This window comes from Pseudomonas sp. CCI1.1, assembly GCF_034348165.1.
GTDB lineage: Bacteria > Pseudomonadota > Gammaproteobacteria > Pseudomonadales > Pseudomonadaceae > Aquipseudomonas > Aquipseudomonas paracarnis.
Window position 1 is genome coordinate 2473621 of record NZ_CP133780.1, and the last position, 21510, is coordinate 2495130.

The window sequence follows — 21510 nt, forward strand, 5'->3', positions numbered from 1 at the left end:
TAACCGGATTGCTGCTCACCCCTTTTGCCAACCTTGCGTTGGCGGGAACGCCCGAGATGCCCAGCCCCAACGACACAACCCACATCGATATCGCCGGCCAGCAGGTGCCCGTCGTCAAGGGCGGCTTGTACGACCGCTTTCGCTCCAACCCGCCGTTGTCGGTGGTTGCAGCAGAATTACCAGAGGTTGATTTAAGCTGGTTCAAAGGGTTGCAAAAGCACAAGGTCGACATCGGTTTTGAATCCTACTCGCCCAATTTTTACTATCAGAACAGTCGGGTAACAGCGGTCTATACGGCTGACATCGATAAGCTTCGGGCGTTGATGCCACCGCAGGTACTGGCCGCCGTGCAACCCTTGCAAGTCTGGCCGGGTCGCGGACTGATCGCGTTTACTGCGTACACCTATGAGCATTGCGATAACGACGCCTATAACGAAGTCGCCGTGTCGATCATCACTAACAAACCTGGCAAAGCCAACCTGGGCCCCTTCACGCTGGTGGGCCAGTCGATGTCGCAGGATTTTTGGGGCTATGTGCTCAAGCTGCCGGTGAATACCGAGCTGGCGCGGGTGCGCGGCGTGGTCGGTTACAACCTGCCGAAATGGCTGACTGGCATTGATCGCAAAGAGGATGGGCACTCGGTGGTGTATGACATTACCGACAGCCAGACCGGCAAGCTGGACGTGTCGTTCAAGGCCAAAAAGCTTGAGAAACTGTCCCATGATGCGGACCTGGTCACCAGCAGTTTCACCAATCTCGATCACCACGGCCAACTGGCCTACGGGTACGCGGTTTCCCGCCAGCTCAGCCATGGCTCCAGCCGTGACGCAGACTCAGCCACCCTCACGCTGGGCGATGGCAGCCTGTCCAATTACCTGCGCGACCTCAAGCTGGGGAAAATGCTGAAGTACGAATACGTACCCGAGTTCCAGAGCGCACTCTATGCGCCAGAGCCGCTCGCCAACCTGATTGGCGAACGCTGACCCTTGTGCGCCGGTCAGGCCCTCGGGGCCCGGCGGGCGCTTTTTCTTGTGGATGAGGCTGGAGCGCCCCCTTCCTCGCGCAGACGGTTAATCAGCATCTGCGCATTCTCCGCACAGGCCATGCCCTCGGGCTTGCCTTCGATGCCCTTGATGACGTTCAGCAACTGAGCCTTGTTCTGGGCCAGCCGTTGTTGCAGCACCTCGATTTCCCCGACCTTGTGCTTGAGCCCGCTGAGCAGCTCGTCATGCTGCCAACCACCGGCACTTCTGGGCATTAACTGCCGGATTTCTTCCAGAGAGAAACCGGCTGCCTGGGCACCCTTGATGATCTCCAACACCGCCTCGGTGCCGGGTGCATAGTCCCGATAGCCGTTGGATTTACGCTCAACCGATTGGATCAGGCCGCTCGCTTCGTAGAAACGGATGCGTGAGGCCGCCAACCCGCTGATTTTTGCCAACTCGCCTATTCTCATGTACCACCCACAAAAAACCATTGACCTTAAAGTTGACTTTAAACCTAAAGTCATTGGGCGGCCAAGGCGGCGATTCGTAGACGGCACGCTTGCCAGACACGCATGGGCCGCAGTGGGTCAATCCAGCGCCATGATCGCGATTCGATCAGGCCATCATTTCATTTGGGAGAGGCGAACATGGGCTACGTCACCACGCGAGACGGTGTTGAAATTTTCTACAAGGACTGGGGCCCACGCGATGCCCAGGTCATTTTCTTTCATCATGGCTGGCCACTGAGCGCAGATGATTGGGACGCGCAAATGCTGTTTTTCCTGGGCGAAGGCTACCGGGTCGTTGCCCACGACCGACGTGGCCACGGGCGTTCCAGCCAGGTTTGGGACGGGCACGATATGGACCACTATGCCGACGACGTCGCGGCCGTGGTCGAGCATCTGGGCGTACAAACCGCGGTGCATGTCGGTCACTCCACCGGCGGCGGTGAAGTGGTTCATTACATCGCCCGCCACGGCGAAGACCGCGTCTCGAAGGCCGCCATCATCAGCGCCGTGCCACCGTTGATGGTCCAGACCCCGAGCAATCCTGGCGGCCTGCCCAAGTCAGTGTTCGACGACTTGCAGGCGCAACTGAAAGCCAACCGTGCACAGTTCTATCATGACGTTCCGGCGGGCCCTTTCTACGGCTATAACCGCCCAGGCGCCACACCGTCCGAGGGCATCATCCTGAACTGGTGGCGCCAAGGCATGATGGGCTGTGCCAAGGCGCACTATGACGGGATCGTGGCATTTTCCCAGACCGATTTCACCGAAGACTTGAAACGCATCCAGATTCCCGTATTGGTCATGCATGGCGACGATGACCAGATCGTCCCCCATGAAAATGCCGGGGTGCTGTCCGCCAAACTGTTGAAAAACAGCACGCTGAAAATCTACCCGGGCTTCCCGCATGGCATGCCTACTACCCATGCCGATACGATTAATGCGGATTTGCTGGCGTTTATAAGGAGCTGATTGATTATTGGGGGGGGCGGGTGACCGCCTCCCCTCTACCTGAACCGCTCGTTTCAGGTCATGCTGCGTCCTTCATTTCAAGGACGATAAAAACAATGAAAGCCCCCCTCGCCGCCCTGCTCCTGATCAGCCTGACTGGGCCTGCACTCGCCAACGACCCCATCGGTTTCCAAACCACCACCATCCCTGACACTCACAACATTCGCCCACTGGAAATGGCCGTGTGGTACCCCTCCACCAGCACCGCCCAACCCAAGCTGATCGCTGACAACCTGGTGTTCATCGGTGTGCTTGCGGTGCCTGATGCCGCACCGACACCCGGCAAACATCCGGTGGTGGTGCTCTCCCACGGCTATGGTGGCAACTGGGGCAAGCAGGCGTGGCTGGCCAGTGCGCTGGCCCGGCAGGGGTATATCGTGGCGGCAGTGAATCACCCTGGCACCACCAGCCAGGATCGCAGCGCGCAAGCCGCCGCGCAGTTGTGGCAACGGCCCAAGGATTTGAGCCGGGCCATTGATGCGCTGCTGGTACAGCCCACGCCATTTGGCGCGGTGGACAGCGGCCGGATCGCGGTGATAGGCCATTCCCTGGGGGGCTGGACGGTCATGGAGAGCGCGGGGGCGCGTTTCGACCCGGCGTTGTTTGCCCGGGACTGCAGCGCCCATCCGACGTTGGTGGCGTGCACGGCCTATCGCGAGATGAACTCTGAAGGTACGCCGAACGGGAAGGCTCAACTGGCTGCGGACTTGAGCGATAAGCGCGTGACCGCTGTGGTGTCCCTGGACCTGGGCCTGTCACGCGGTTTTACCGATGCGAGCCTCGCGGCGTTGCCAGTGCCGGCCCTGGTGATCGCCGCCGGTGAGCCATCAGCGGATTTGCCGGCGCAGATGGAATCGGCTGACATGGCCAAGCGGCTGCCAAAAACGTCGACTCAGTACGTGGAGATCCAGGACGCCAACCACTTCAGTTTTATGTCTCAGTGCAAACCGGGCGCGGCAGCGTTGCTTGACGCTGATGTGCCCGGCGACAGCATCATTTGCCAGGACGGCAAAGGCGCGCGGCCACGGCCCGTGATCCAGCAGCAGGTGATCACACTGATCAGCGAGTTCCTGGCGCGCTGAACCGGTAGTATCATCCGCGCCTTTCCCCTTCAGGCAACGGAACATGAACCGCCAGAAAAAACTTCAGCAGCTCTTCAAAGCCAAAGCGAAAAAGGCCAGCGCCAAGCTGGCGCCAAAAAGCAAAGACAAATACATCAGCAAGGCGGACCGCTTGAAGCTGGCGACCGAGGCCGGCCAAGAGCCGGTTACGGCTGGCGAGACGCCTGCTGAGTAAGACGCATGGCTGAAGGGGTTGCCGCTTCGTATTTACCCCAGATACGCCGCAAATGCCGCGCCGAGCCAAAGCCTGCGCGCTCGGCGATGGTTTCTATGTCCAGGGCCGACTCGGCCAGCAGTTCCCGCGCCACCGCCAGGCGCAGGCGATGCAGGTAATCCAGTGGGCTGATGCCGACATGCTCCTGGAACAGGCGCGCCAGGTGTCGGCTGCTGGTGCAGGCCAGGCTTGCCATGCGGGTGACCGTCCAGGCCTCGCAGGGGGCGGCGGCGATGGCGTCCTGCACACGGTGGAGCGCCGGGTGCAGGTGATTGCGCCCGGTCACCCAAGGCGATAGCTGCGGGTCGCTGCCGCTGCGGCGCAGGTACACCACCATGTCCCGCGCCACGGCGCAGGCCAAGCGTGGCCCGGCCAGTTCGGCAACCAGGTGCAGCATCAGGTCGATCCCCGCCGTGATACCGGCGCTGCAACTGACCGGGCCGTCGGTGACGTACAGCCGGTTTTCCAGGACCCGGGCCTTGGGTGCGAGGGCTTGCAAGGTGGCGCACAGCGAATGGTGCGTGGTGCATTGGCGCCCATCGAGCAGCCCGGCCCTGGCGGCGCTCAACGCGCCGGCACACACGCACACCAGGCGTTCGGCCGAGGGCGCGAACACGTTTTGCAACCACAGGGTGAGCTGCTGGCTGGCCGACTCGAAAGCCTTTTGGTGAGCCTTTGATACGTTCATCGTGGAGCCCACCAGCACCACCAGCGTGCCGGGCGCCAGAGTCTGCGGCAGGGGCGCCAGCCCGGTCAGTGGCAAGCCGATGGAGCTGTGCAGCGACTCCACCGGGCTGACGTACTGCAGATCGAAATCCACCGCCGCCGGGTCCTCGGCTTGCGCGGCCAGGCGCAACACTTCGGCAGGCCCCGCCAGGTCGAGCATCAGCACATTGGGCAACAGCACGAACAGCACCGGCACGCTCACGGGTTCATCCTTCCAAGACCTGTTCGACCGTGACGATGCGCGCAAAACGCTCTTCCAGCACTAGCTCCGTGCGTTCGCGGATTTGCGCAGAGGTGTACTCCCGGCCGCTACGCAGGTGGGTCATGGGGAACGTCAATGTCGCTTCACTGACAAAGTCCACCTTGAAGCCGCTGTCCGACGCCTGCCGCGTGGTGGTCTCGCAGCATTGCTCGGTCCGGATGCCACTGATGATCAGCGTGGTGACGTCCATCTCCGTGAGGCGAGCGGCCAGGGGCGTACCGGCGAAGGCGCTGTGGTAACGCTTGTGGAACACCAACTGTGGATTGATCGACAGCTCGCTCAATGCCCTGACGTTGCCCGATTGCATGGAGAAATGCCCCTGGTCTTCAACATGGAAGACTTGTACCACCGGGATGCCGCGCTGAACACAACCATCGATGAGGGCCTGCTGTTTTTCCAGATAGTCGGGCAGGTCGTTTTCGGACCAGTAGGTTGAATGGCGGAAGGAATGTTGGGCGTCGATCACGATCAGGGCTTTATGGGTCATGGACGGTCCTTGTGGCTTGCATCAGTGGGTAAACGATGCACGCCATGGTAAGGACCACCCACAGTGCGCGACAGACGCAAGGCAGACTACTTCAGGACGGATTCGGACATGTCACCGGGCACGCCATGGCACAACGGCTGCCGGGTTCGAAGCCATGGGCGTACTCATCCGCCAGGATCGTTTCCAGACGCGAATCAACGTGAGGCGCAAAGCCCAGGCGCCGGTAGAACGGAGCATTCCAGGGTACATGCTTGAAGGTGGTCAGCGTCACCGCACGCAGGTGTTGGGCGCGGGCATGCTCTATCGCCGTTTCCACCAATCTGCGCCCCCAGCCCTGGCCTTGCAGCGGCTGGGCAACCGACACTTCATGGATATGCAGGTCGTCGCCAAAGCGTTCTGCGCTGAGGAAGCCTTGAGGGTGATCGTGGTCATCAACCACCACCCAACAGGTCGATAGCGCGATCCATTGCCGATGGCGTTCGATGCTGATCGACGCCGCATCCGCCAGCCAAGCCAGCCCTTCGATTGCGCGGAATGCCTGGGCTGCGCACTGCTCGATGGCGGGCAACAAACCGGCATCTTGCGCGCGCGCCAGGCGAATGTGGGTGGACTGCTCAGCAGCCACTCAATGCCACCTGGGGCCGTTCACCCGCAAAGAAGAAGGGCCGCAAACGTACGCCTACGCCGTTGCCGATAAAGGCCGCCACCAGCCACACCCAGCCATGCAGGCTGCCCGAAGCGATGCCGCTGAAATAGGCGCCGATGTTGCAGCCATAGGCCAGGCGCGAACCATAGCCAAGCATCAGGCCGCCGATCACCGCCGCGATCAACGAGCGCAGCGGGATGTTCAGGCTGGGCGCGAAACGCCCGGCCAGGCCTGCGGCCAGCAGCGCGCCGAGGACAATGCCGATGTCCATGACGCTGGTGATGTCTTCCCACACCGGTGCAGCCAGGGCCTTGGCATTGCCCGGCATCTGCCAGAATGCCCAACTGGCGACGTCCACGCCCAGCCCGCTCGCCACCTTGGCGCCCCACAGCGCGAACGCCGAGGTGATGCCCCACGGCCGTCCGGCCAGGGCGAGGGTGGCGTAGTTGAGCAGCGCCAGGCCAATCGCGCCCCACACCAGCGGCCAGGGTCCGCGCAGGAAGCGGCGTAGCCCTTGGTGCTCGCTTTGCACGCCTTGTTCAAGCTGGCCGTGACGGCGCTTTTCCAGGCGCACTGTCACCACTGCAATCAGCGCGAACACCGCCAGGCTCAAGACCAGCGCCGGCAGCACACCGAAACTTTTGACAATGGAAACCGCCGGGAACGATGGCAGTGCAAACCACCAGTCGACGTGATGGGTGGCTATCAACGAGCCACAGATAAAGAACAGCAGTGTTACCAACATCCGCGCATTACCGCCGCCGACGGTGAACAAAGTGCCCGACGCACACCCGCCGCCCAGCTGCATGCCGATCCCGAAAATAAACGCCCCGAACACCACCGACACACCGGCTGGCGCCACCAGCCCGGCCACCGGTTGCCCAAACAAAGTGCCAGCCCCGAGCGCCGGGAAAAACAGCACCACCGCCACCGCCAGCATCACCATCTGCGCACGCAAGCCGGCGCCACGCCGATCATTGATGAACACACGCCAGGCCGAGGTAAAACCGAAGGCAGCGTGATACAGGGTCAGGCCCAGGGCGGCGCCGACCACCAGCAACAACACCTGGCGCGCGCCCACGGTGTTTTGCAGGAACAGAGCGCCCGCCACCAGGATTACAAAAGCGATCAGTGGCGCGACGGGCTTGCGCACGGGCGACAGGGAAAGAGAGGTGCTCATGGGGTTCTCGATTGGTTGGAAGGAGGCAAGTATAGCCTCAGACGGAATTTGATCAGGTGGGGGCATTGCCCAAAGGCTCATTGTTTGACCCACCGCTTTCGCAGCCTCGCTGAAGCTCGACAGCTCCCACAGGGGATCGGCGGTGTATGTGGAATCTCGCTTTGCAGGGCCATCGCGACAAGCACAACTCCCGACAGCAACACCGCCCAAATGTGGGAGCTGTCGAGCCCCAGCGAGGCTGCGATGGCGGCGGCACAGGCAACCTCTTCATCGCCTGAACCACCGCTTTCGCAGCCTCGCTGAAGCTCGACAGCTCCCACAGGAGATCGGCGGTGTATGTGGAATACCGCTTTGCAGGGCCATCGCGCCAAACACAACTCTCGACAGCAACACCGCCCAAATGTGGGAGCTGTCGAGCCCCAGCGAGGCTGCGATGGCGGCGGCACAGGCAACCTCTTCATCGCCTGAACCACCGCTTTCGCAGCCTCGCTGAAGCTCGACAGCTCCCACAAGAGATCGGCGGTGTATGTGGAATATCGGTTTGCAGGGCCATCGCGCCAAACACAACTCTCGACAGCAACACCGCCCAAATGTGGGAGCTGTCGAGCCCCAGCGAGGCTGCGATGGCGGCGGCACAGGCAAAATCTTCAGCGCCTGAACCACCGCTTTCGCAGCCTCGCTAAAGCTCGACAGCTCCCACAGGGGATCGGCGGTGTATGTGAAATATCGGTTTGCAGGACCATCGCGCCAAACACAATTCTCGACAATAACACCCCCCAAATGTGGGAGCTGTCGAGCCCCAGCGAGACTGCGATGGCGGCGGCACAGGCAACCTCTTCAGCGCCTGAGCCAGCGCTTTCGCAGCCTCGCTAAAGCTCGACAGCTCCCACAGGGGATCGGCGGTGTATGTGAAATATCGGTTTGCAGGACCATCGCGCCAAACACAATTCTCGACAATAACACCGCCCAAATGTGGGAGCTGTCGAGCCCCAGCGAGGCTGCGATGGCGGCGGCACAGGCAACCTCTTCAGCGCCTGAACCACCGCTTTCGCAGCCTCGCTGAAGCTCGACAGCTCCCACAGGGGATGGAGGACTGACTAACCCAGGCTGATCGACTTCCACGCGGCTTCAGCCAGCAGTTCGCGGTACTCAAAGGGGCTTTTTTTGACCTTCGCCGACAGCCACGCACGCGAGTAGCTTTCGGCCGCGCCAATGATCAGCGAAGGGATAAGTTCTGCGGGCAAATGACTGAAGTGCTCCTTGCGCCCTTCCCCGCCCATCCACTCCTTCAACTGCTGGTTGCGCTGCTTGTTGCGGGCAATCAACTCGTCCTTGAACGGCCCGCTGGACACGGCGAAACGGCTCTGGAAAACAAACCGCGCCCAGTCCGGCTGGGCGGTGACCCACTCAACGTAGCTGTACACCAGGCCGACCACACCGGCATGGGCCGTATCCGCCGTTTGCAGGTAGTGGTCACGCAGGGCGGCCTGGTCTTCCAGCGCAGCGAAGAACAGCGCGGCGACCAGCCCTTCCTTGTTGCCGAAGTGGTGATAGATAGCCCCCACACTGGTGTCGCATCGCGCACGAATGGTCTCGATGTTGGTCGCCTCGATGCCTGCCTCGTTAAAACAGGCCAGCGCCTCACGCAGGATGGTGCGTTTGAGGTCGCTGCGCCTGCCGGGGAAGGTGCGCTCAATGAGATCGATGGAGTGCATGGGAGAACGCCAAATCGAAACAGTTTATAGGCTGAGCGCCCAGCAGAGAAAGCTCAGGTTGACAGCCATGGAATCTAAAGAATATTGTTCTGTTACAGAATATTATTCTGTAACTACCCCTTGAGGATATTCCGATGAGCCAAGCCCTGAGCATGTTCAATAGCGTAGGCCCCGCCGCATTCAGCAACCTGGCGTGCCAAATGGCGCCCTACTTCAGCACCATCACTCCCGAGATCGCGGAGCTCAAACCCAACCATGCGGTGGTCACCGTGCCGTTTCGCAAGGAAATCACCAACCACCTGGCCTCGGTGCATGCCATCGCACTGTGCAACGCCGCCGAACTGGCCGGCGGCATGATGACCGACGCGTCGATCCCCGCAGGCGCACGCTGGATTCCCAAAGGCATGACTGTGGAATACCTGGCCAAGGCGAAAACCGATATCCGCGCTGTTGCCGATGGCAGCGCTATCGATTGGCAGACTGCGGGGGACAAGATCGTGCCGGTCGAGATTTTCGATGCGGGTGGCGTCAGGGTCTTCACCGCCCACATCACCATGAATGTGAAGCTCGCTTAGGTAATCGGCCGGCCCAGGCAGTATCAGCTACGCAGCATCTGCAATGCGTGACTGGACGCCTGGTGCGGTCGACGATGCACTGCGAAGCGGTGCGGATTGCCGTGGTGGTATCGCCGGCGACGTGCGGCATCAATTGCGCATCGGCAATACCGCCAACGGCGAGCTGAACCGGTCTTTTCCAGGGCGAAGGTATCAATGGCGAACGCCTTATCGGCATATCAAATAAGAGGACGGGAAAGATCATCGGCCGTCAAAAAAATACCTCTTCTCCCAAGAGACACGGATCAAAGCTTTTAACTTTCTGATTAACCAGCGCTAAATAAAATCCTTCGAAAACGTCTTACTCAATGGGAAGTCTCGGCACACATAGCGTGCGAGAGAAACCTAAAAATCTTCATAACCCCTGAACGTCAGCCAATTGAGTAGGCGAAGCACTTGCGAGTCCTATCCATCGGCTTATTCAGGAACACACGGCCGGTGAAATGGCGCCCCCTAGCTCAGAAGGATCTCTATGCAAAGCCTCCCGCTCTCTTCGTTACGCCTGTTCGGTGTGCTGGCAGTCACGGTCTGCGCGCTGTTGACGACGCCAGCCCGTGCCGATTACACCGACCTTTCCCTGACCCACGAAAAAAACATCCAGTCCTACGTCGTGAACCCCGACGGTAGCTTTGTGCTGGATGTCGAACGGGTTATGCGGATCAATGAAGAGCGCGCGATCACCTCCAACGCCCAGCGCTCTGTGACCTACAATCGCACCCTGGAAACTCTGGATATTGTCGAGGCCTACACTCTCAAATCCGATGGCCGCAAAGTCGTGGTAACACCAGACCGGATCAAGGAGCAGCAGGAACTGGAGTCTGCCCAGGCGCCGATGTTTCAGGACTCGCGGGTCAAAGTGGTGATCTTCCCGGAGCTGCAAGTGGGTGATCGCATGGTTCTGCGGTACCAGCGCCATCGCAATACGCCGTTGTTTGCGGGGCAGTTCGAAGACCTTTTCTCGCCGGATTTCTACCAGAATGAGCAGGTGCGCCTGAGCTACGACATGCCCGCCGAAATGAAGCTGTACGCCGACTCACGGGGTTTCAAAGCGTCCACGCCAGCCAACGCCAACGGGCGAACGGTGTACCGCTGGGACGTGGAACAAACCAAGAAAAATCGCGTGGAAGATGGCTCCGTTGCCTACACCGACTACGGGCAACTGCTGGCCGTATCGACGTTCACCGACTACAAACAGTTTGCCCGGGCCTACGCCGCACGCGCACAGGTAGAAGTGACCCCGGCCATGACCCAACTGGCCAAGGAACTCACCACCAACCTCGACAACCCACGCAGCAAGGCCCTGGTGCTGAGTGAATGGGTACGCAAGAACATCCGCTATGTGGCCGTGTACGTCGGCGCCGGCGGCGTAGTACCGCACTCAGCGCAAGCGGTGCTGGATAACCGCTACGGCGACTGCAAAGACCATGTAGCCCTGCTTGAAGCGCTGCTCAAAGCCGTCGCCATTGAAAGCTCGCCCGCACTGATCAACGCCGGCAACGCCTACGTACTGCCCCAGGTGCCGACCCTGGGCGTGCTCAACCATGTAATCACTTATGTACCCAGCCTCGATCTGTACCTGGACTCCACCGCGACACCCATCGCCGCTGGCTACCTGCCTCTGCCCGAACTCGGCAAACCGGTATTGCTGACACAGACCGGTGAGCGTAAGCAGACACCGTCCCGCCAGCCTGGCAAAGTGAACACAACCATGGTGTTCAAGGTCAACACCAAAGGCGCTGCAGACTTTACCAATGACTCCACCATCGACGGTTGGGGCGCGGAGCTTAACCGCTTCATGCTCAAGGCCATGCAGCCAGCCGACCGTAATCAGTTGGTGCAACAGGTCCTGAGCATGTTTGGGCAATCCGGTAGCGGAGTGATCGAAACTGACGCTTTGGACAGTACTGCCAATACCTTCAAGTTCACCCTCAAAGGCCACACCAGCAATCTGGTCAACCTGCCTGGCCCGATCGGGGTGCCTACCCTCTCCAGCCTGGCCGGCGGTATTGGCCAGAGCGTGTTTTCCTTGATGGCCGAAAAGGAACGCACTCAGAACTTCTCCTGCCTTTCGAGTGAGATCTCAGAAGTTGCGCGCCTGGAGTTCCCCGCCAAGGTGAAGATCCTCGCGGTGCCCAAGGCGGTGTCGGTGAAACAGGCGGGCTTCGACTATCGCTCGACCTATGTGAAGAAGGCCAATACGGTGCTGATCACGCGCCAATATGTGTTTAGCAAGCCAGAGATTCTCTGCACGCCGGAGGATTTTGCGGCCATGCAGCCGGCGATTGAAGGCATGGTCAACGATTTGAAAAGCCAGGTGATTGTGCAGACGTTGTAACGCCTTGGCCCTTCTTGCGTGTCAGTGGTTATGCACTGGCGCGCGGGAAGCGGGGACTGCATGCTGAGGCGCAGCTATAAAACGTTCCTAACCCGGTTGGCGCTTCTGTGAGGCGCTATCAGCCTTAACGTTCTGACTCGACAGCCCGCCCGCTCGTAAAATCAAGAATGACCGTAAACCTCTGTTGCTCACGGATCACCTCAATCTGCCAGCCCAGCTTTGCGCACAATTGCCGCATCAACTGCAACCCAAGACCATATCCATAGTCGTCGGATTCCTGCCGCGGCTTGGCCTCGTTGATGTAATTGGCAATCACCAGCCGGGGGTATTTGAAACTGATTTCCACCGTGCCCTCTTCCGCGTATTGCAGCGCATTGCGCAGGAAGTTGCCGATCACGATACGACACGCCGTAGGGGGCAATCGGCAAGGTTCGTTGTGGATGTCGATGCTCAGCTCAATATCTCGGTGACCGATCAGGTAGCGGTGTTTTTCAATCAGGTCGCCCACCAGCTCGCTCAGGTCAACGTCTTCTTCCGGCAGCGGCTCTGGACGCTCGCGACTCATCCACAGCAATGTCTCGGCGATCAGTTGCATATTCAGCACCGAGCGTTCTATGCGCTGCAATGAGGGTGGCAGCACACCGCCCGATTGCAGGGCCAACAATTCGATAGTGGCCTTGAGCACCGCCAGGGGCGTGCGCAGTTCATGGCTGGTGTAGCGCAACAGGCGGCCTTCGCGCTGGCTGGCGGCCTGCACCTGCTCAACACTTTTGGCCAGGGCATCAGCCAGCATGTTGAACTCCTTGAAACTGAAACCCGGCCGTGTGCCGGTCAGTGCCTCAGGGTCTTTGAGTGTGCCGGACCATTGCACCAGGCGCCCCAGCGGCCGAACCAGCCACCAGACCAGCAAGGCGATGATGATCAGCGCCGGCACGAAGACCGCCAGGCTGATGAACTTGACACTCTCTATGACCTGATCGAAATAGGCGTCAGACAACGGCGTCTCGACCTCTCCCCCTGCTTCCTTATCGTGATCGATGTCGTACATGTAGAGGATTTTGCCGTCACCCAGGGGCTGTTCGAGGATGATCTGGAAGGGCTCGTCGTCGTCATCGGAATAGAGATCGCCAAAGATATTCACCGCGCCGAAGGACAGGCTCGGCGATGTAGTGAGCAACTCGCGCACGTCCTGCGGCAACGCCTCCTTGCCGATGACGCTGGTGTAGAAGTAATTGTGCGGCGTCGGCGTGGTCGGGTCCTGTTTGTAATGCCGGAGAAAATACTGAGCTTCCTCCTCCATCATCGCGCTGGCCGTGTAGAACAGGCCGCGCACGGTGAATTCAGGCAGCAGCTTGCTGTAGATCACCAGCACCACCGCAATCAGACACAGGAAACTGCCGCTGATTACCCACTTCAGACTCAGGCCGTTACGCATGGGGTTTTACCTGAATGCCGACACCCGCCAGGGTATGAATCAACGGCCGGCCAAAGGGTTTGTCTACCGTCTTGCGCAGCCGATGCATATGTACTTTGAGCGAATTACTGTCGGGCGGCTCATCGCCCCAGATCTTCGCCTCCAGGCGCTCCCGAGAGACCGGTTGAGGACTTGCGCGCATCAGGTTTTCCAACAAGGTCCAACAGATGGGCGACAAATGCAGCTCCTGCCCTGCCCGGCTGACTTTACGCGTGGTCAGTTCCATCACCAGGTCGTCCACTTGCAGCCGACTGGTCTGGCCGCTGCGACGCAGGCTCAGGGCACGAATCCTGGCGACCAGTTCGGCCAGTTCGAACGGCTTGACCAGGTAGTCGTCGGCGCCAGCGGCAAAACTGGCGAGCTTGTCGGATAACGCGTCCAGCGAGGTCAGCATCAGGATCGGCGTCTGGATGCCTTGCTGGCGCAACCGATCGCATACCTGCTGGCCGTCCAGGCGCGGCAGCATGATGTCCAGGAGAATAACGTCGTAATGCTGATTGAGGGCCAGGTTAAGCCCGGTCTGACCATTGCTGACGTGATCGCAGACGATGCCGCTGATGTCCAGGTACTCGATGACGGTGGTGGCCAGATCCAGGTTGTCCTCGACCAGCAGCAGATGAATATGCACGGAAAAAACCTCGGGCGGGTAGTGCTCAGCGGTGTGAAGGATAGCGGAAGTCGGGCTGTTTCCCGCGATGTTTACCTGGTGTTAACCCCGTGCTGCTTAGGCTAAGGCTCTTCTTATCCAGAGCTCGTCACCGTCATGAACCTGTATTCGATGATCAAAGGGGTGCTGTTAGCCGTGATTTTCCTCGCGCTGATGGTGGGCATCCTTCCACAGCAAACTCAGTTGGTACGCATGGGAGGCAGTGGCTGGTTTCTGATTGGCCAGAATGTTGAGCAGACAGGGTCGTGTCATGTCGCCCGTGCGTCGTGATGAGATTGGCGCCAGCTATACCGGCCAGTTGGTCGCCTGTGTGGTGCTGGTTATTGGCGTGGCGGTTTCGATGGGTATCTATATCGCGCGCTTGAATGCGCACCTCGATGAGCAACGCGACCTGTCCTCGGTGTATCTGCCCGACTGCCCTGACGGCCGTGGTGGTTTTATGGTCTATCCCGATGACAGGCGCAGTGGTGATCAGTGCTACACCGCCGGTGAGGATGAATCGATGGATGTCGATCAGGTGCAGCGGCTATCAGGCTCGAACCTGGCGCAATGGTTCGACTCCATCCTGCCTGCGGTTCAAACCCCGAGCAGGCACTAGATACCTCGCGCACTGAACGGCACGGGCCTATTGCTTGCGCAGCGCAGCAGCCAGCCGCCCCATGGCTGTTTCGATTTCATGGGCAGTCAAGGATGAATACCCCAACAGCCAACCTTGTTTCTTCTCCTCGCCGGCGTACAACCGACTGAGTCCGGGCAACTGCACGCCTGCGCTGGCAGCTTGGCGGATGGTGTTTTCCTCCGACCAGCCATCGGCCAAAAGGCAGGGCATCTGCAGCCCGCCATGGGGGCACAAGGCTGTGGCAATCCCCTTCAGGTGTTTGCCGATGGCGGTGAGCATGACGGCCCGGCGCGCAGCGTACAGTTTGCGCATGGCCCGGACATGGGCGTGGTAGTGGCCGTCCTCCATGAAGCGCGCCAGGGTCAGTTGGAGGATCTGTGGCGTGTGACCGTCCATGATGCTTCGCGCATAGGTGAATGCGCTGACCAGTTCGGCAGGCAGCACCATGTAGCCCATCCGCAATCCGGGATAGAGGGTTTTGCTGAAGGTGCCGAGGTAGATCGTGCGCTGGTACGGGTCCAGGCCCTGGACGCAGGCAATCGGCGGCCCGTCGTAGTGGAACTCGCTGTCATAGTCGTCCTCGAGGATCCACTTGCCCTGCTCGGCCGCCCAGTTGATCAGCTCCAACCGGCGCTCCAGCGCTAACGTGGCGCCGGTGGGGTATTGGTGCGAAGGCGTCACATAGACGCAATTGGCGCCGCTGCGGTCTGCCCGCAGCAGGTCGGTGCGGATCCCCAGTGCATCAACTTCAATAGGCACCACCTGGGTCTCGGCCGCTTCAAAAGCCTTCTTGGCACCGTAGTAACCGGGGTTTTCCAGGAGGATGGGCTTGCCGGCATCCACTAATAATTGGGCACACAGGTACAGGGCCTGGCGAGTGCTGCTCAGTACCAGAACCTGGCTGGGTGAGCATTTGGCGCCGCGCTCGAGGTTCAAGTAGGTGGCGATCGCCTTGCGCAAAGGCTCGGCGCCTTGCGGGTCGCCATGCAACAGGACGTTACCCCGGTAGTCCTTCATGGCCTGGCGTTGCAGGCGCTCCCATATATCGACAGGAAAGGTACGGGTTTCCGGCAGCCCGGTGGCGAAGGCCTTCACCGCCTGTTGATCAGTCACGCCACCCGTATCGAACATCATCCGGCCGCGCCGGCTCAAGCCCGCCCCTGGCACTGCATCACTGCGCTGGGTGTCTTGCATGTTGATGCGCTGGCGCGCAGCCCCGCGTAACTCGGTGCCCACTGCCTCCGATACATAGCTGCCCGAGCCCTCGCGCCGCACAATGAAGCCGTCCCGGTGCAAATGCACATAGGCGTTCTCGACCGTGTCGCGGGCAACACCTAGCGTTTTGGCCAGAACTCGGGTTGCCGGCAGCTTGAGGCCCGCATCAAGGGCCCCCTCAAGAATCAATGCCCGCAAGGCGCGCTGGATTCGCAGGTGCAGATCCAGCCGCTGAAACTCGGCATCGTTGAGCCGGATTTTCAGTGTTTCGAGCTCGAAGGTTTGCGCCATGCGGTCTGCTCTATATGAATAAATTGGCAGGAAGAAGCAGGCCAGTTTATCCGTAGACTCTGCGCTTCGCCATTTGCAAGGAGCAACGTAACGCCATGCCTTCGTCAACACCCAACGCATCGGTTCGCCTCAGCGACCTCATCCCGCCGATTGTCGCCGGCCTGATCTCGGTCATCGTCAATTATGGCGGCACCTTCATTCTGGTGTTCCAGGCCGCCAAGGTCGCTGGGCTGAGCCCTGAGTTGACGGCGTCCTGGGTGTGGTCGGTGTCCATCGGCGTGGGGGTCACCGGGCTGTTTCTCAGCTGGGTTTCCTGCACACCTATCATCACCGCCTGGTCCACACCGGCTGCTGCCTTTCTGGTTGTGGCCCTGTCCACCACGCCCTATGCCGAGGCGGTGGGCGCCTACATGATCTCGGCCGCGGCCTTCGTGCTGCTGGGCTTATCCGGCTATTTCGAAAAAGTCATCCGGCTGATCCCGCCAGGCGTGGCCGCCGGGTTGCTCGCCGGTATTCTGTTACAGTTCGGCATCGGTGCTTTCGGCGGCATGAGCCTTGACCCGATGCTGGTCGGCTTGCTGATTGTTGCCTACCTCGTGCTCAAACGCCTGACCGCACGCTACGCGGTTGTGGGTATTCTGGCGTTGGGACTGGCCTTCTTGATGGCTCAGGGACGGGTCGACTTGTCGGGCCTGGAACTGCAACTGGCAGCGCCCATATTCACCCGGCCTGAGTTTTCGCTCAACGCCTTGCTCAGCGTCGCGCTGCCGCTGTTTCTGATCACCCTGACCGGCCAGTACATGCCCGGCATGCTGGTGCTGCGCAACGATGGGTTCAACATCAGTGCCAACCCTATCGTGACCATCACCGGGCTGGGCTCCTTGCTCATGGCGCCCTTTGGTTCCCACGCGTTCAATATCGCGGCGATCACTGCTGCCATCTGCACCGGCAAGCAAGCCCACGAAGAGCCCTCCAAGCGCTGGATCGCCGGCATTGCGGCAGGTGTTTTTTACATCCTGGTCGGAGTCTTCGGCGTGACCCTCGCCGCGCTGTTCATGGCCTTTCCGGCCACCTTCATCACCACCCTGGCCGGGCTCGCCCTGCTCGGCACTATCGGCGGCAGCCTGGCCGGCGCCATGGCCGATGCCAGCTCCCGTGAGGCTTCGCTGATTACCTTTCTGGCAGCGGCCGCCAACATCACGTTGTTCGGGATTGGCGGGGCGTTTTGGGGGCTGCTGATTGGGTTGGCGGCGTACGTCGTGCTTAATGGGCAGTTGCCGCGTCGGGGGCTTGATGCTCGTGAGAACGCTGCTAACTGAGGCTCCGCGACCTGGGCTCAAACGCAGCCCGCCTACCACTCAAACGCTTCGATATGGCATTCGGTCATGTCTATGCATGCCTTCCGACAAAGCATACAGAACATGGCTACGTAAACAGACGCCCGTTGCGCACGGAAATCCGCAGGCAATCTCTGCAAGATCAAGCTCCAACTGATCGGAGGGAAAATGGCGTGTCCACGATATGGATCGTCACAGCCGATCGTCCATTTCATCGCTTTTCATACATATAAAATATGCATAACGAAAACATTCATGGTTCAATTCGATAACGCCAAAAACATCGCTAACCAGCGCAAGCATAAAGGCGTAAGCCTAGCTGATGCCGAACCAGTGTTTTACGACGAGGCAGCCCTGACCATGCAAGATCACGATCACGGAGAAGAACGCTGGGTGATCATGGGCACCGACGCAAACGGACGCGTGTTGGTAGTGGCCTACACCTACCGCGATCCCAATTTCGTACGCATCATCAGCGCCCGGCTTGCATCCAAAAATGAACGGCGCCAGTACCTGGAGGTTTGAGCCATGAAAGACGAATACGACTTCAGTAACGCCAAGCGCGGCGCTATCGCCAGCAACAAAGGCAAAACCCGTATCACGATCATGCTGGACGATGCTGTGATCGAAGCCGCCCGTGAACGTGCGCAGAGTGCAGGCACCGGCTATCAGACCGTAATCAACAATCTACTGCGGCAGGCATTGGTATCCCAGGACACCCATAACCTAGCGCCAGCATCGAAGAAACAAGCCAAAACCTTGCAAGTCCTCAACAACGGCATCAGCGTCTCAGAGATCGAAGCGTTGGAACAGCAGTTGATAGCGCTCGCTGGAGAATTGAATCGAATGCTTGTTAATCCGCTGCCTGCCAAATCAAAAAGCAAACCTGTCTAAATCGAAGCGCTAGAGTTGGCTTCTTGCGAATCGCGCCATGCAGGCCAAATCCTAGGCAAAAAAAGCCTGCATCTCTGCAGCCCGCCTCCCGAGCAAGAGTCTCTCCCAGGTATCCTATCTGAGTAAGACGCTACCAAGGCGGCTAGGAAAAAATTCCGTTTTGTGGAAGTCGTTTCTATCAGGTCGATGTAATTCATAGGAAATGAAAGCCATGTACTTCAAGTTCATCACTCTGCTCGCACTCGCATTGCTCACTGGCTGCACGACAATCCCCTACGAAAAACCGCAAGACCAGTTGAACATCCAGAAAGACCTGTCTTTAAAACCTGAGGAAATTGTCACAATGACCCAGGTGAATTGGTGCGCCTACGCCTATGGAGAAGTGACGCCTTGCCACCCTCAGGAAGCGCTGGGGGTTCAGACTCGGACAAAATTGATATTGGCCAGTTACGACAAGCCCCACTACAAAACAGTTGTTGAAGTACGAGCCAGCGACGTCATGTGCGCGCACCTACAAACGCCGGTAGATACCGCTCCCAATCTGCTTTTGTTCGCCCAAGACTATGCCGTGCAGATTTGGCCAGTAGAGCCGAGTTTTAAACCGGATATCGCGAAGAAAAAGCTCATTGTGGAAACCCTGCTCCAACCAGGAAAACGAACCTTGGTGGGCACTGAAAAGGATTATGTAAGGGACACGGGGCGAGGGAGAGCGGGGATGACGATGACCTCTATCGTAAACCTGGTTAATCCTTGTTCGCTTTGAAACTGTAAGGTAACCGTCCGGCCCACTCACCGTAAGCGTCTGCCGAACACATCTTGCACTCGCCCGTCTTGGTGCGCAGGCAAACCGTCTTGGTTCAGGGATCTGGAGGTGTTTCTGTTTTTGCAGCACAAATTGCTACAGCTTTGGGAGCCAAGGTTATCGTCACCTCCAGCCGTGATGACAATCTGGAGGCTGTAAAAAACTGGGCGCTGTTGCGGGTATAAATTATCGCACTACCCCTGAGTGGGCAGAGGAAGTTCTGAAGCTCACTGACGGCAAGGGAGTGGATCTCCTGCTGGATGTGGCAGGCGGTGACGGCATCAATCAATCGATTGCTGCAACAAAGGCAGGTGGACGTATCGCACAGATCGGCTTTCTGACAGGCCAGACCTCTACCTTGAACCTGATGCCTATGATTTTCCGGCAAACAACGATTCGCGGCATAGCCGTTGCTCCACGCTCGGCATTTGACCGAATGAACGAATTCTTGAACGAGCACAAGATTCGCCCGGTAATCGACCACGTGTATCCAGTCGATCAAGCACGCGAAGCGTACGAACATTTGGCCAGAGGCGCCTTTGGTAAGGTAGTAATCAAAATTGCTTAGGACCCAGCCACTTCAATCTCACTCGCCCGCTGCGAAGGCAGGCGCGTGAGCACGCCCTTCAAATAAGCATACGGATCATGCCCGTTGATGGCGTCATGGGAAGCGCGCTGGGTTGCTGGGTCAAATCCCAAGAAAAAAAAGCCTGTATCTCTACAGGCTTTTCTCTATCTGGCTCCACGACCTGGACTCGAACCAGGGACCCAATGATTAACAGTCATTTGCTACCTGTTAGTCAAACCGGTGCCACGAAAAACGTGGGGGAGACATAGAAACGCTGTGTAGCGCGAGCGCATGAACGCATCACGCCATGAAAGTTAGTCGCGTTGGATTAGCTTGTCAAAGCAGGGTAACTCATTGGGCTGTAGGAAAAGCAGACGGTAATCGCTCATACGCCATACCGCTTGTTACCGCCAGAGGTAATGCAGTATCGACCACCCCTAGGCCCTATACACACGTTTCCAGAGGAACAGGGGCACGAGGAGCCGTAAGCTGGAGTCTGTTGGCGAGCAGGCTGTACTGGCTGAGTCACTGGTTTGCGTTTCGAAACGAAGTAGCAGCCCGACCCGCTGCACAGGCTTTTTGACGAAAGCCACTTCGGTGATTGACCATCAATACTGATGCGTGCCCAATCGTTGCGCGTCTCGAAAACCTGAACCTTTTCCCCGCGCTTCAGCTTCGAGACGACCTTACCGCTTGGTTGATTCCGGACATTGAGATTATCAGCGCTTACAAAGTGCTCAGTCGCAGAGACAGGGGCCGGCGTTGAGGGTGATGGAGAGGTCGACTCAAACGTACTCGGCGCGCTCAGAACGCCTGACTGTGCGGGGGCTGAAGGCGTGTCCTTCTTCCCCACTGCCCACAGGACGGCAAAAACAAGCAGGAGCGGGACAAACCATGACCGGGACTTCTTGCGCATATCCATTGCTCTCATTCGGCACGTATTACAACGGGTGTCTTCCTGACCAACCTGACGCATCACCTATTGCGAGCTTAGCCAATCTTCCGTTTTTTGCAGTCAACCTAATTTCGAAAGCTTGGTTTTTCCCTGATCCAGTATCTCGAGCAGACGCTGCATCGCATCATTAGAAAGAAACCATTTGGCTCTTTCTGCGTTGCAGTGTTTTGGATCGCTCAACGCCCATTCACCACCCTGTCCGCCGCAGCTATGTGGTGGTCAGCTATGAAGGTCTGATGCCCTTTGAAAATCCCCAATTGCTCGGTCGCATCAGTGAAGCTGGTGTCACCCAAAAAACGCAGTGGCATGGCATGGTTGAGTTGCTAAACAAGCCTCCAGCTAGCTAAGCGATATTTCTCACTCGAACTCTCCTTCCAAAAAACAGCGTAAAGCCGCCTATTAAATTGCATTGATATTAAAAATCACCCCAGACTCGTTGAAACCCTACCAACTGGATGGTAGCTTTGTTTCAGATCTTAAATATCTGCAACCAACGACATCCCTGTGAGAATCCCATGCAAGACTGGAAGCAAACCCGAAAAGACATCAACACTCGTTTGATAGAGCTGAATGGCTTGTCACCTGAAACCATGAAGGGTATGGCTGCTCTCGGTGCCGCCGGAAGCAAAACCCATCATCTAGACGCCAAGACTCGCGAACTCATCTCCCTCGCAGTGGCCGTGACGACTCGCTGCGATGGCTGCATTGCATTTCACGCCGCTGAAGCAAAGAAGCTCGGTGTAACCAGTGAAGAGGTCGCCGAAGCACTGGGTGTAGCTATCAACATGAATGCCGGTGCCGCGCTGGTCTACAGCACCCACGTACTCGACGCGTTCGATAAGTCCTAATTCAAACGCCGATGTTCTTCCCCTTCAACGACGTCGA

24 protein-coding genes and 2 pseudogenes are annotated in these 21510 nt (G+C 58.8%); 15 read left to right on the forward strand and 11 right to left on the reverse strand.

Translation table 11 applies throughout. The features are described from left to right. Positions 1-56: 56 nt before the first annotated feature. On the forward strand, positions 57-983 hold the full coding sequence (locus tag RHM69_RS10970; RefSeq protein ID WP_019817544.1) for an acetoacetate decarboxylase family protein: 927 nt from the start codon (positions 57-59) through the stop codon (positions 981-983). Between the two features lie 14 nt (positions 984-997). Here the strand turns inward: RHM69_RS10970 and RHM69_RS10975 are convergent, their stop codons facing one another. After that, positions 998-1456 (reverse strand): MerR family transcriptional regulator, encoded by a 459-nt coding sequence (locus RHM69_RS10975; RefSeq protein WP_200601048.1) that lies wholly within the window; start codon positions 1454-1456, stop codon positions 998-1000. A gap of 177 nt (positions 1457-1633) precedes the next feature. Here RHM69_RS10975 and RHM69_RS10980 point away from each other — a divergent pair, with 177 nt between their 5' ends. The 3 genes from RHM69_RS10980 to RHM69_RS10990 all read left to right on the forward strand — a co-directional run bounded on the left by RHM69_RS10980 (position 1634) and on the right by RHM69_RS10990 (position 3799). Then, complete coding sequence (locus RHM69_RS10980; RefSeq protein WP_014719215.1) at positions 1634-2464, forward strand: alpha/beta fold hydrolase; 831 nt, start codon at positions 1634-1636, stop codon at positions 2462-2464. A gap of 95 nt (positions 2465-2559) precedes the next feature. After that, complete coding sequence (locus RHM69_RS10985; RefSeq protein ID WP_058410769.1) at positions 2560-3585, forward strand: alpha/beta hydrolase family protein; 1026 nt, start codon at positions 2560-2562, stop codon at positions 3583-3585. Between the two features lie 43 nt (positions 3586-3628). Next, positions 3629-3799, forward strand: a complete 171-nt coding sequence (locus RHM69_RS10990) for a DUF2986 domain-containing protein (RefSeq protein ID WP_014719217.1) — start codon at positions 3629-3631, stop codon at positions 3797-3799. On the opposite strand, the gene RHM69_RS10995 is transcribed toward RHM69_RS10990, so the two are convergent. The 5 genes from RHM69_RS10995 to RHM69_RS11015 form a co-directional block, all read right to left on the reverse strand. Continuing rightward, positions 3771-4766 carry a GlxA family transcriptional regulator gene (locus RHM69_RS10995; protein WP_197865523.1) on the reverse strand — a complete coding sequence of 332 codons (996 nt, stop codon included), beginning with the start codon at positions 4764-4766 and terminating at the stop codon, positions 3771-3773. The two genes, RHM69_RS10990 and RHM69_RS10995, sit on opposite strands and share 29 nt — an antisense overlap. Positions 4767-4770: 4 nt before the next feature. Next, entirely contained in the window at positions 4771-5313 is a 543-nt protein-coding gene (locus RHM69_RS11000) for a cysteine hydrolase family protein (RefSeq protein ID WP_200601046.1), read from the reverse strand. Positions 5314-5404: 91 nt separating this feature from the next. Then, positions 5405-5938, reverse strand: coding sequence for a GNAT family N-acetyltransferase (locus RHM69_RS11005; protein WP_197880750.1), 534 nt, complete (start codon positions 5936-5938; stop codon positions 5405-5407). Beyond that, positions 5928-7139 carry a YeeE/YedE family protein gene (locus RHM69_RS11010; protein ID WP_200601045.1) on the reverse strand — a complete coding sequence of 404 codons (1212 nt, stop codon included), beginning with the start codon at positions 7137-7139 and terminating at the stop codon, positions 5928-5930. Before RHM69_RS11010 ends, RHM69_RS11005 begins: the two co-directional genes overlap by 11 nt. Positions 7140-8236: 1097 nt before the next feature. After that, positions 8237-8854, reverse strand: a complete 618-nt coding sequence (locus RHM69_RS11015; protein ID WP_200601274.1) for a TetR/AcrR family transcriptional regulator — start codon at positions 8852-8854, stop codon at positions 8237-8239. A 134-nt stretch (positions 8855-8988) separates the two neighbouring features. On the opposite strand from RHM69_RS11015, the gene RHM69_RS11020 reads away from it, so the two are divergent. From RHM69_RS11020 to RHM69_RS11030, 3 genes are all read left to right on the forward strand, one after another. Then, positions 8989-9429, forward strand: coding sequence for a hotdog fold domain-containing protein (locus RHM69_RS11020; RefSeq protein WP_014719223.1), 441 nt, complete (start codon positions 8989-8991; stop codon positions 9427-9429). A 43-nt stretch (positions 9430-9472) separates the two neighbouring features. Beyond that, entirely contained in the window at positions 9473-9655 is a 183-nt protein-coding gene (locus RHM69_RS11025; RefSeq protein WP_014719224.1) for a hypothetical protein, read from the forward strand. Positions 9656-9940: 285 nt separating this feature from the next. Then, positions 9941-11803 (forward strand): DUF3857 domain-containing transglutaminase family protein, encoded by a 1863-nt coding sequence (locus tag RHM69_RS11030; RefSeq protein WP_200601271.1) that lies wholly within the window; start codon positions 9941-9943, stop codon positions 11801-11803. A gap of 124 nt (positions 11804-11927) precedes the next feature. Here RHM69_RS11030 and RHM69_RS11035 read toward each other — a convergent pair whose 3' ends face one another. Further along, positions 11928-13238, reverse strand: a complete 1311-nt coding sequence (locus tag RHM69_RS11035) for a sensor histidine kinase (protein WP_130175198.1) — start codon at positions 13236-13238, stop codon at positions 11928-11930. Beyond that, positions 13231-13905, reverse strand: a complete 675-nt coding sequence (locus RHM69_RS11040; protein WP_020302273.1) for a response regulator transcription factor — start codon at positions 13903-13905, stop codon at positions 13231-13233. Before RHM69_RS11040 ends, RHM69_RS11035 begins: the two co-directional genes overlap by 8 nt. A 135-nt stretch (positions 13906-14040) precedes the next feature. Between RHM69_RS11040 and RHM69_RS11045 the strand changes: the two genes are divergently transcribed. Continuing rightward, complete coding sequence (locus tag RHM69_RS11045; protein ID WP_014719228.1) at positions 14041-14214, forward strand: hypothetical protein; 174 nt, start codon at positions 14041-14043, stop codon at positions 14212-14214. After that, positions 14195-14542, forward strand: a complete 348-nt coding sequence (locus tag RHM69_RS11050; protein ID WP_019817533.1) for a hypothetical protein — start codon at positions 14195-14197, stop codon at positions 14540-14542. The genes RHM69_RS11045 and RHM69_RS11050 overlap by 20 nt, the downstream gene beginning before the upstream one ends. Before the next feature lie 27 nt (positions 14543-14569). On the opposite strand, the gene RHM69_RS11055 is transcribed toward RHM69_RS11050, so the two are convergent. Continuing rightward, positions 14570-16069: a PLP-dependent aminotransferase family protein gene (locus tag RHM69_RS11055; protein ID WP_058410780.1), complete on the reverse strand. Its 1500-nt coding sequence runs from the start codon at positions 16067-16069 to the stop codon at positions 14570-14572. Between the two features lie 95 nt (positions 16070-16164). Here RHM69_RS11055 and RHM69_RS11060 point away from each other — a divergent pair, with 95 nt between their 5' ends. The 5 genes and pseudogenes from RHM69_RS11060 to RHM69_RS11080 form a co-directional block, all read left to right on the forward strand. Beyond that, positions 16165-17388 carry a benzoate/H(+) symporter BenE family transporter gene (locus RHM69_RS11060; RefSeq protein ID WP_137270647.1) on the forward strand — a complete coding sequence of 408 codons (1224 nt, stop codon included), beginning with the start codon at positions 16165-16167 and terminating at the stop codon, positions 17386-17388. Between the two features lie 273 nt (positions 17389-17661). Then, positions 17662-17931, forward strand: coding sequence for a BrnT family toxin (locus tag RHM69_RS11065; RefSeq protein WP_014719231.1), 270 nt, complete (start codon positions 17662-17664; stop codon positions 17929-17931). 3 nt (positions 17932-17934) lie between these two features. Next, a complete protein-coding gene (locus RHM69_RS11070) occupies positions 17935-18300 on the forward strand; it encodes a BrnA antitoxin family protein (protein WP_014719232.1) in 366 nt (121 codons plus the stop codon). A 211-nt stretch (positions 18301-18511) separates the two neighbouring features. Beyond that, positions 18512-19063: a hypothetical protein gene (locus tag RHM69_RS11075; protein ID WP_137270649.1), complete on the forward strand. Its 552-nt coding sequence runs from the start codon at positions 18512-18514 to the stop codon at positions 19061-19063. Positions 19064-19143: 80 nt separating this feature from the next. After that, a pseudogene (locus tag RHM69_RS11080) lies at positions 19144-19670 on the forward strand (zinc-dependent alcohol dehydrogenase family protein); the annotation flags it as partial. Here RHM69_RS11080 and RHM69_RS11085 read toward each other — a convergent pair. Together RHM69_RS11085 and RHM69_RS11090 are read right to left on the reverse strand one after the other, a co-directional pair. Further along, positions 19667-19759: pseudogene (locus tag RHM69_RS11085) on the reverse strand (transposase domain-containing protein); the annotation flags it as partial. The pseudogenes RHM69_RS11080 and RHM69_RS11085 overlap by 4 nt on opposite strands. 296 nt (positions 19760-20055) lie before the next feature. Beyond that, positions 20056-20646 (reverse strand): SH3 domain-containing protein, encoded by a 591-nt coding sequence (locus RHM69_RS11090; RefSeq protein ID WP_306470854.1) that lies wholly within the window; start codon positions 20644-20646, stop codon positions 20056-20058. A 494-nt stretch (positions 20647-21140) separates the two neighbouring features. On the opposite strand from RHM69_RS11090, the gene RHM69_RS11095 reads away from it, so the two are divergent. Further along, the gene (locus RHM69_RS11095) at positions 21141-21473 is read left to right on the forward strand and encodes a carboxymuconolactone decarboxylase family protein (RefSeq protein ID WP_014719234.1); all 333 of its coding nucleotides are present in this window, start codon (positions 21141-21143) and stop codon (positions 21471-21473) included. Positions 21474-21510 lie beyond the last annotated feature (37 nt).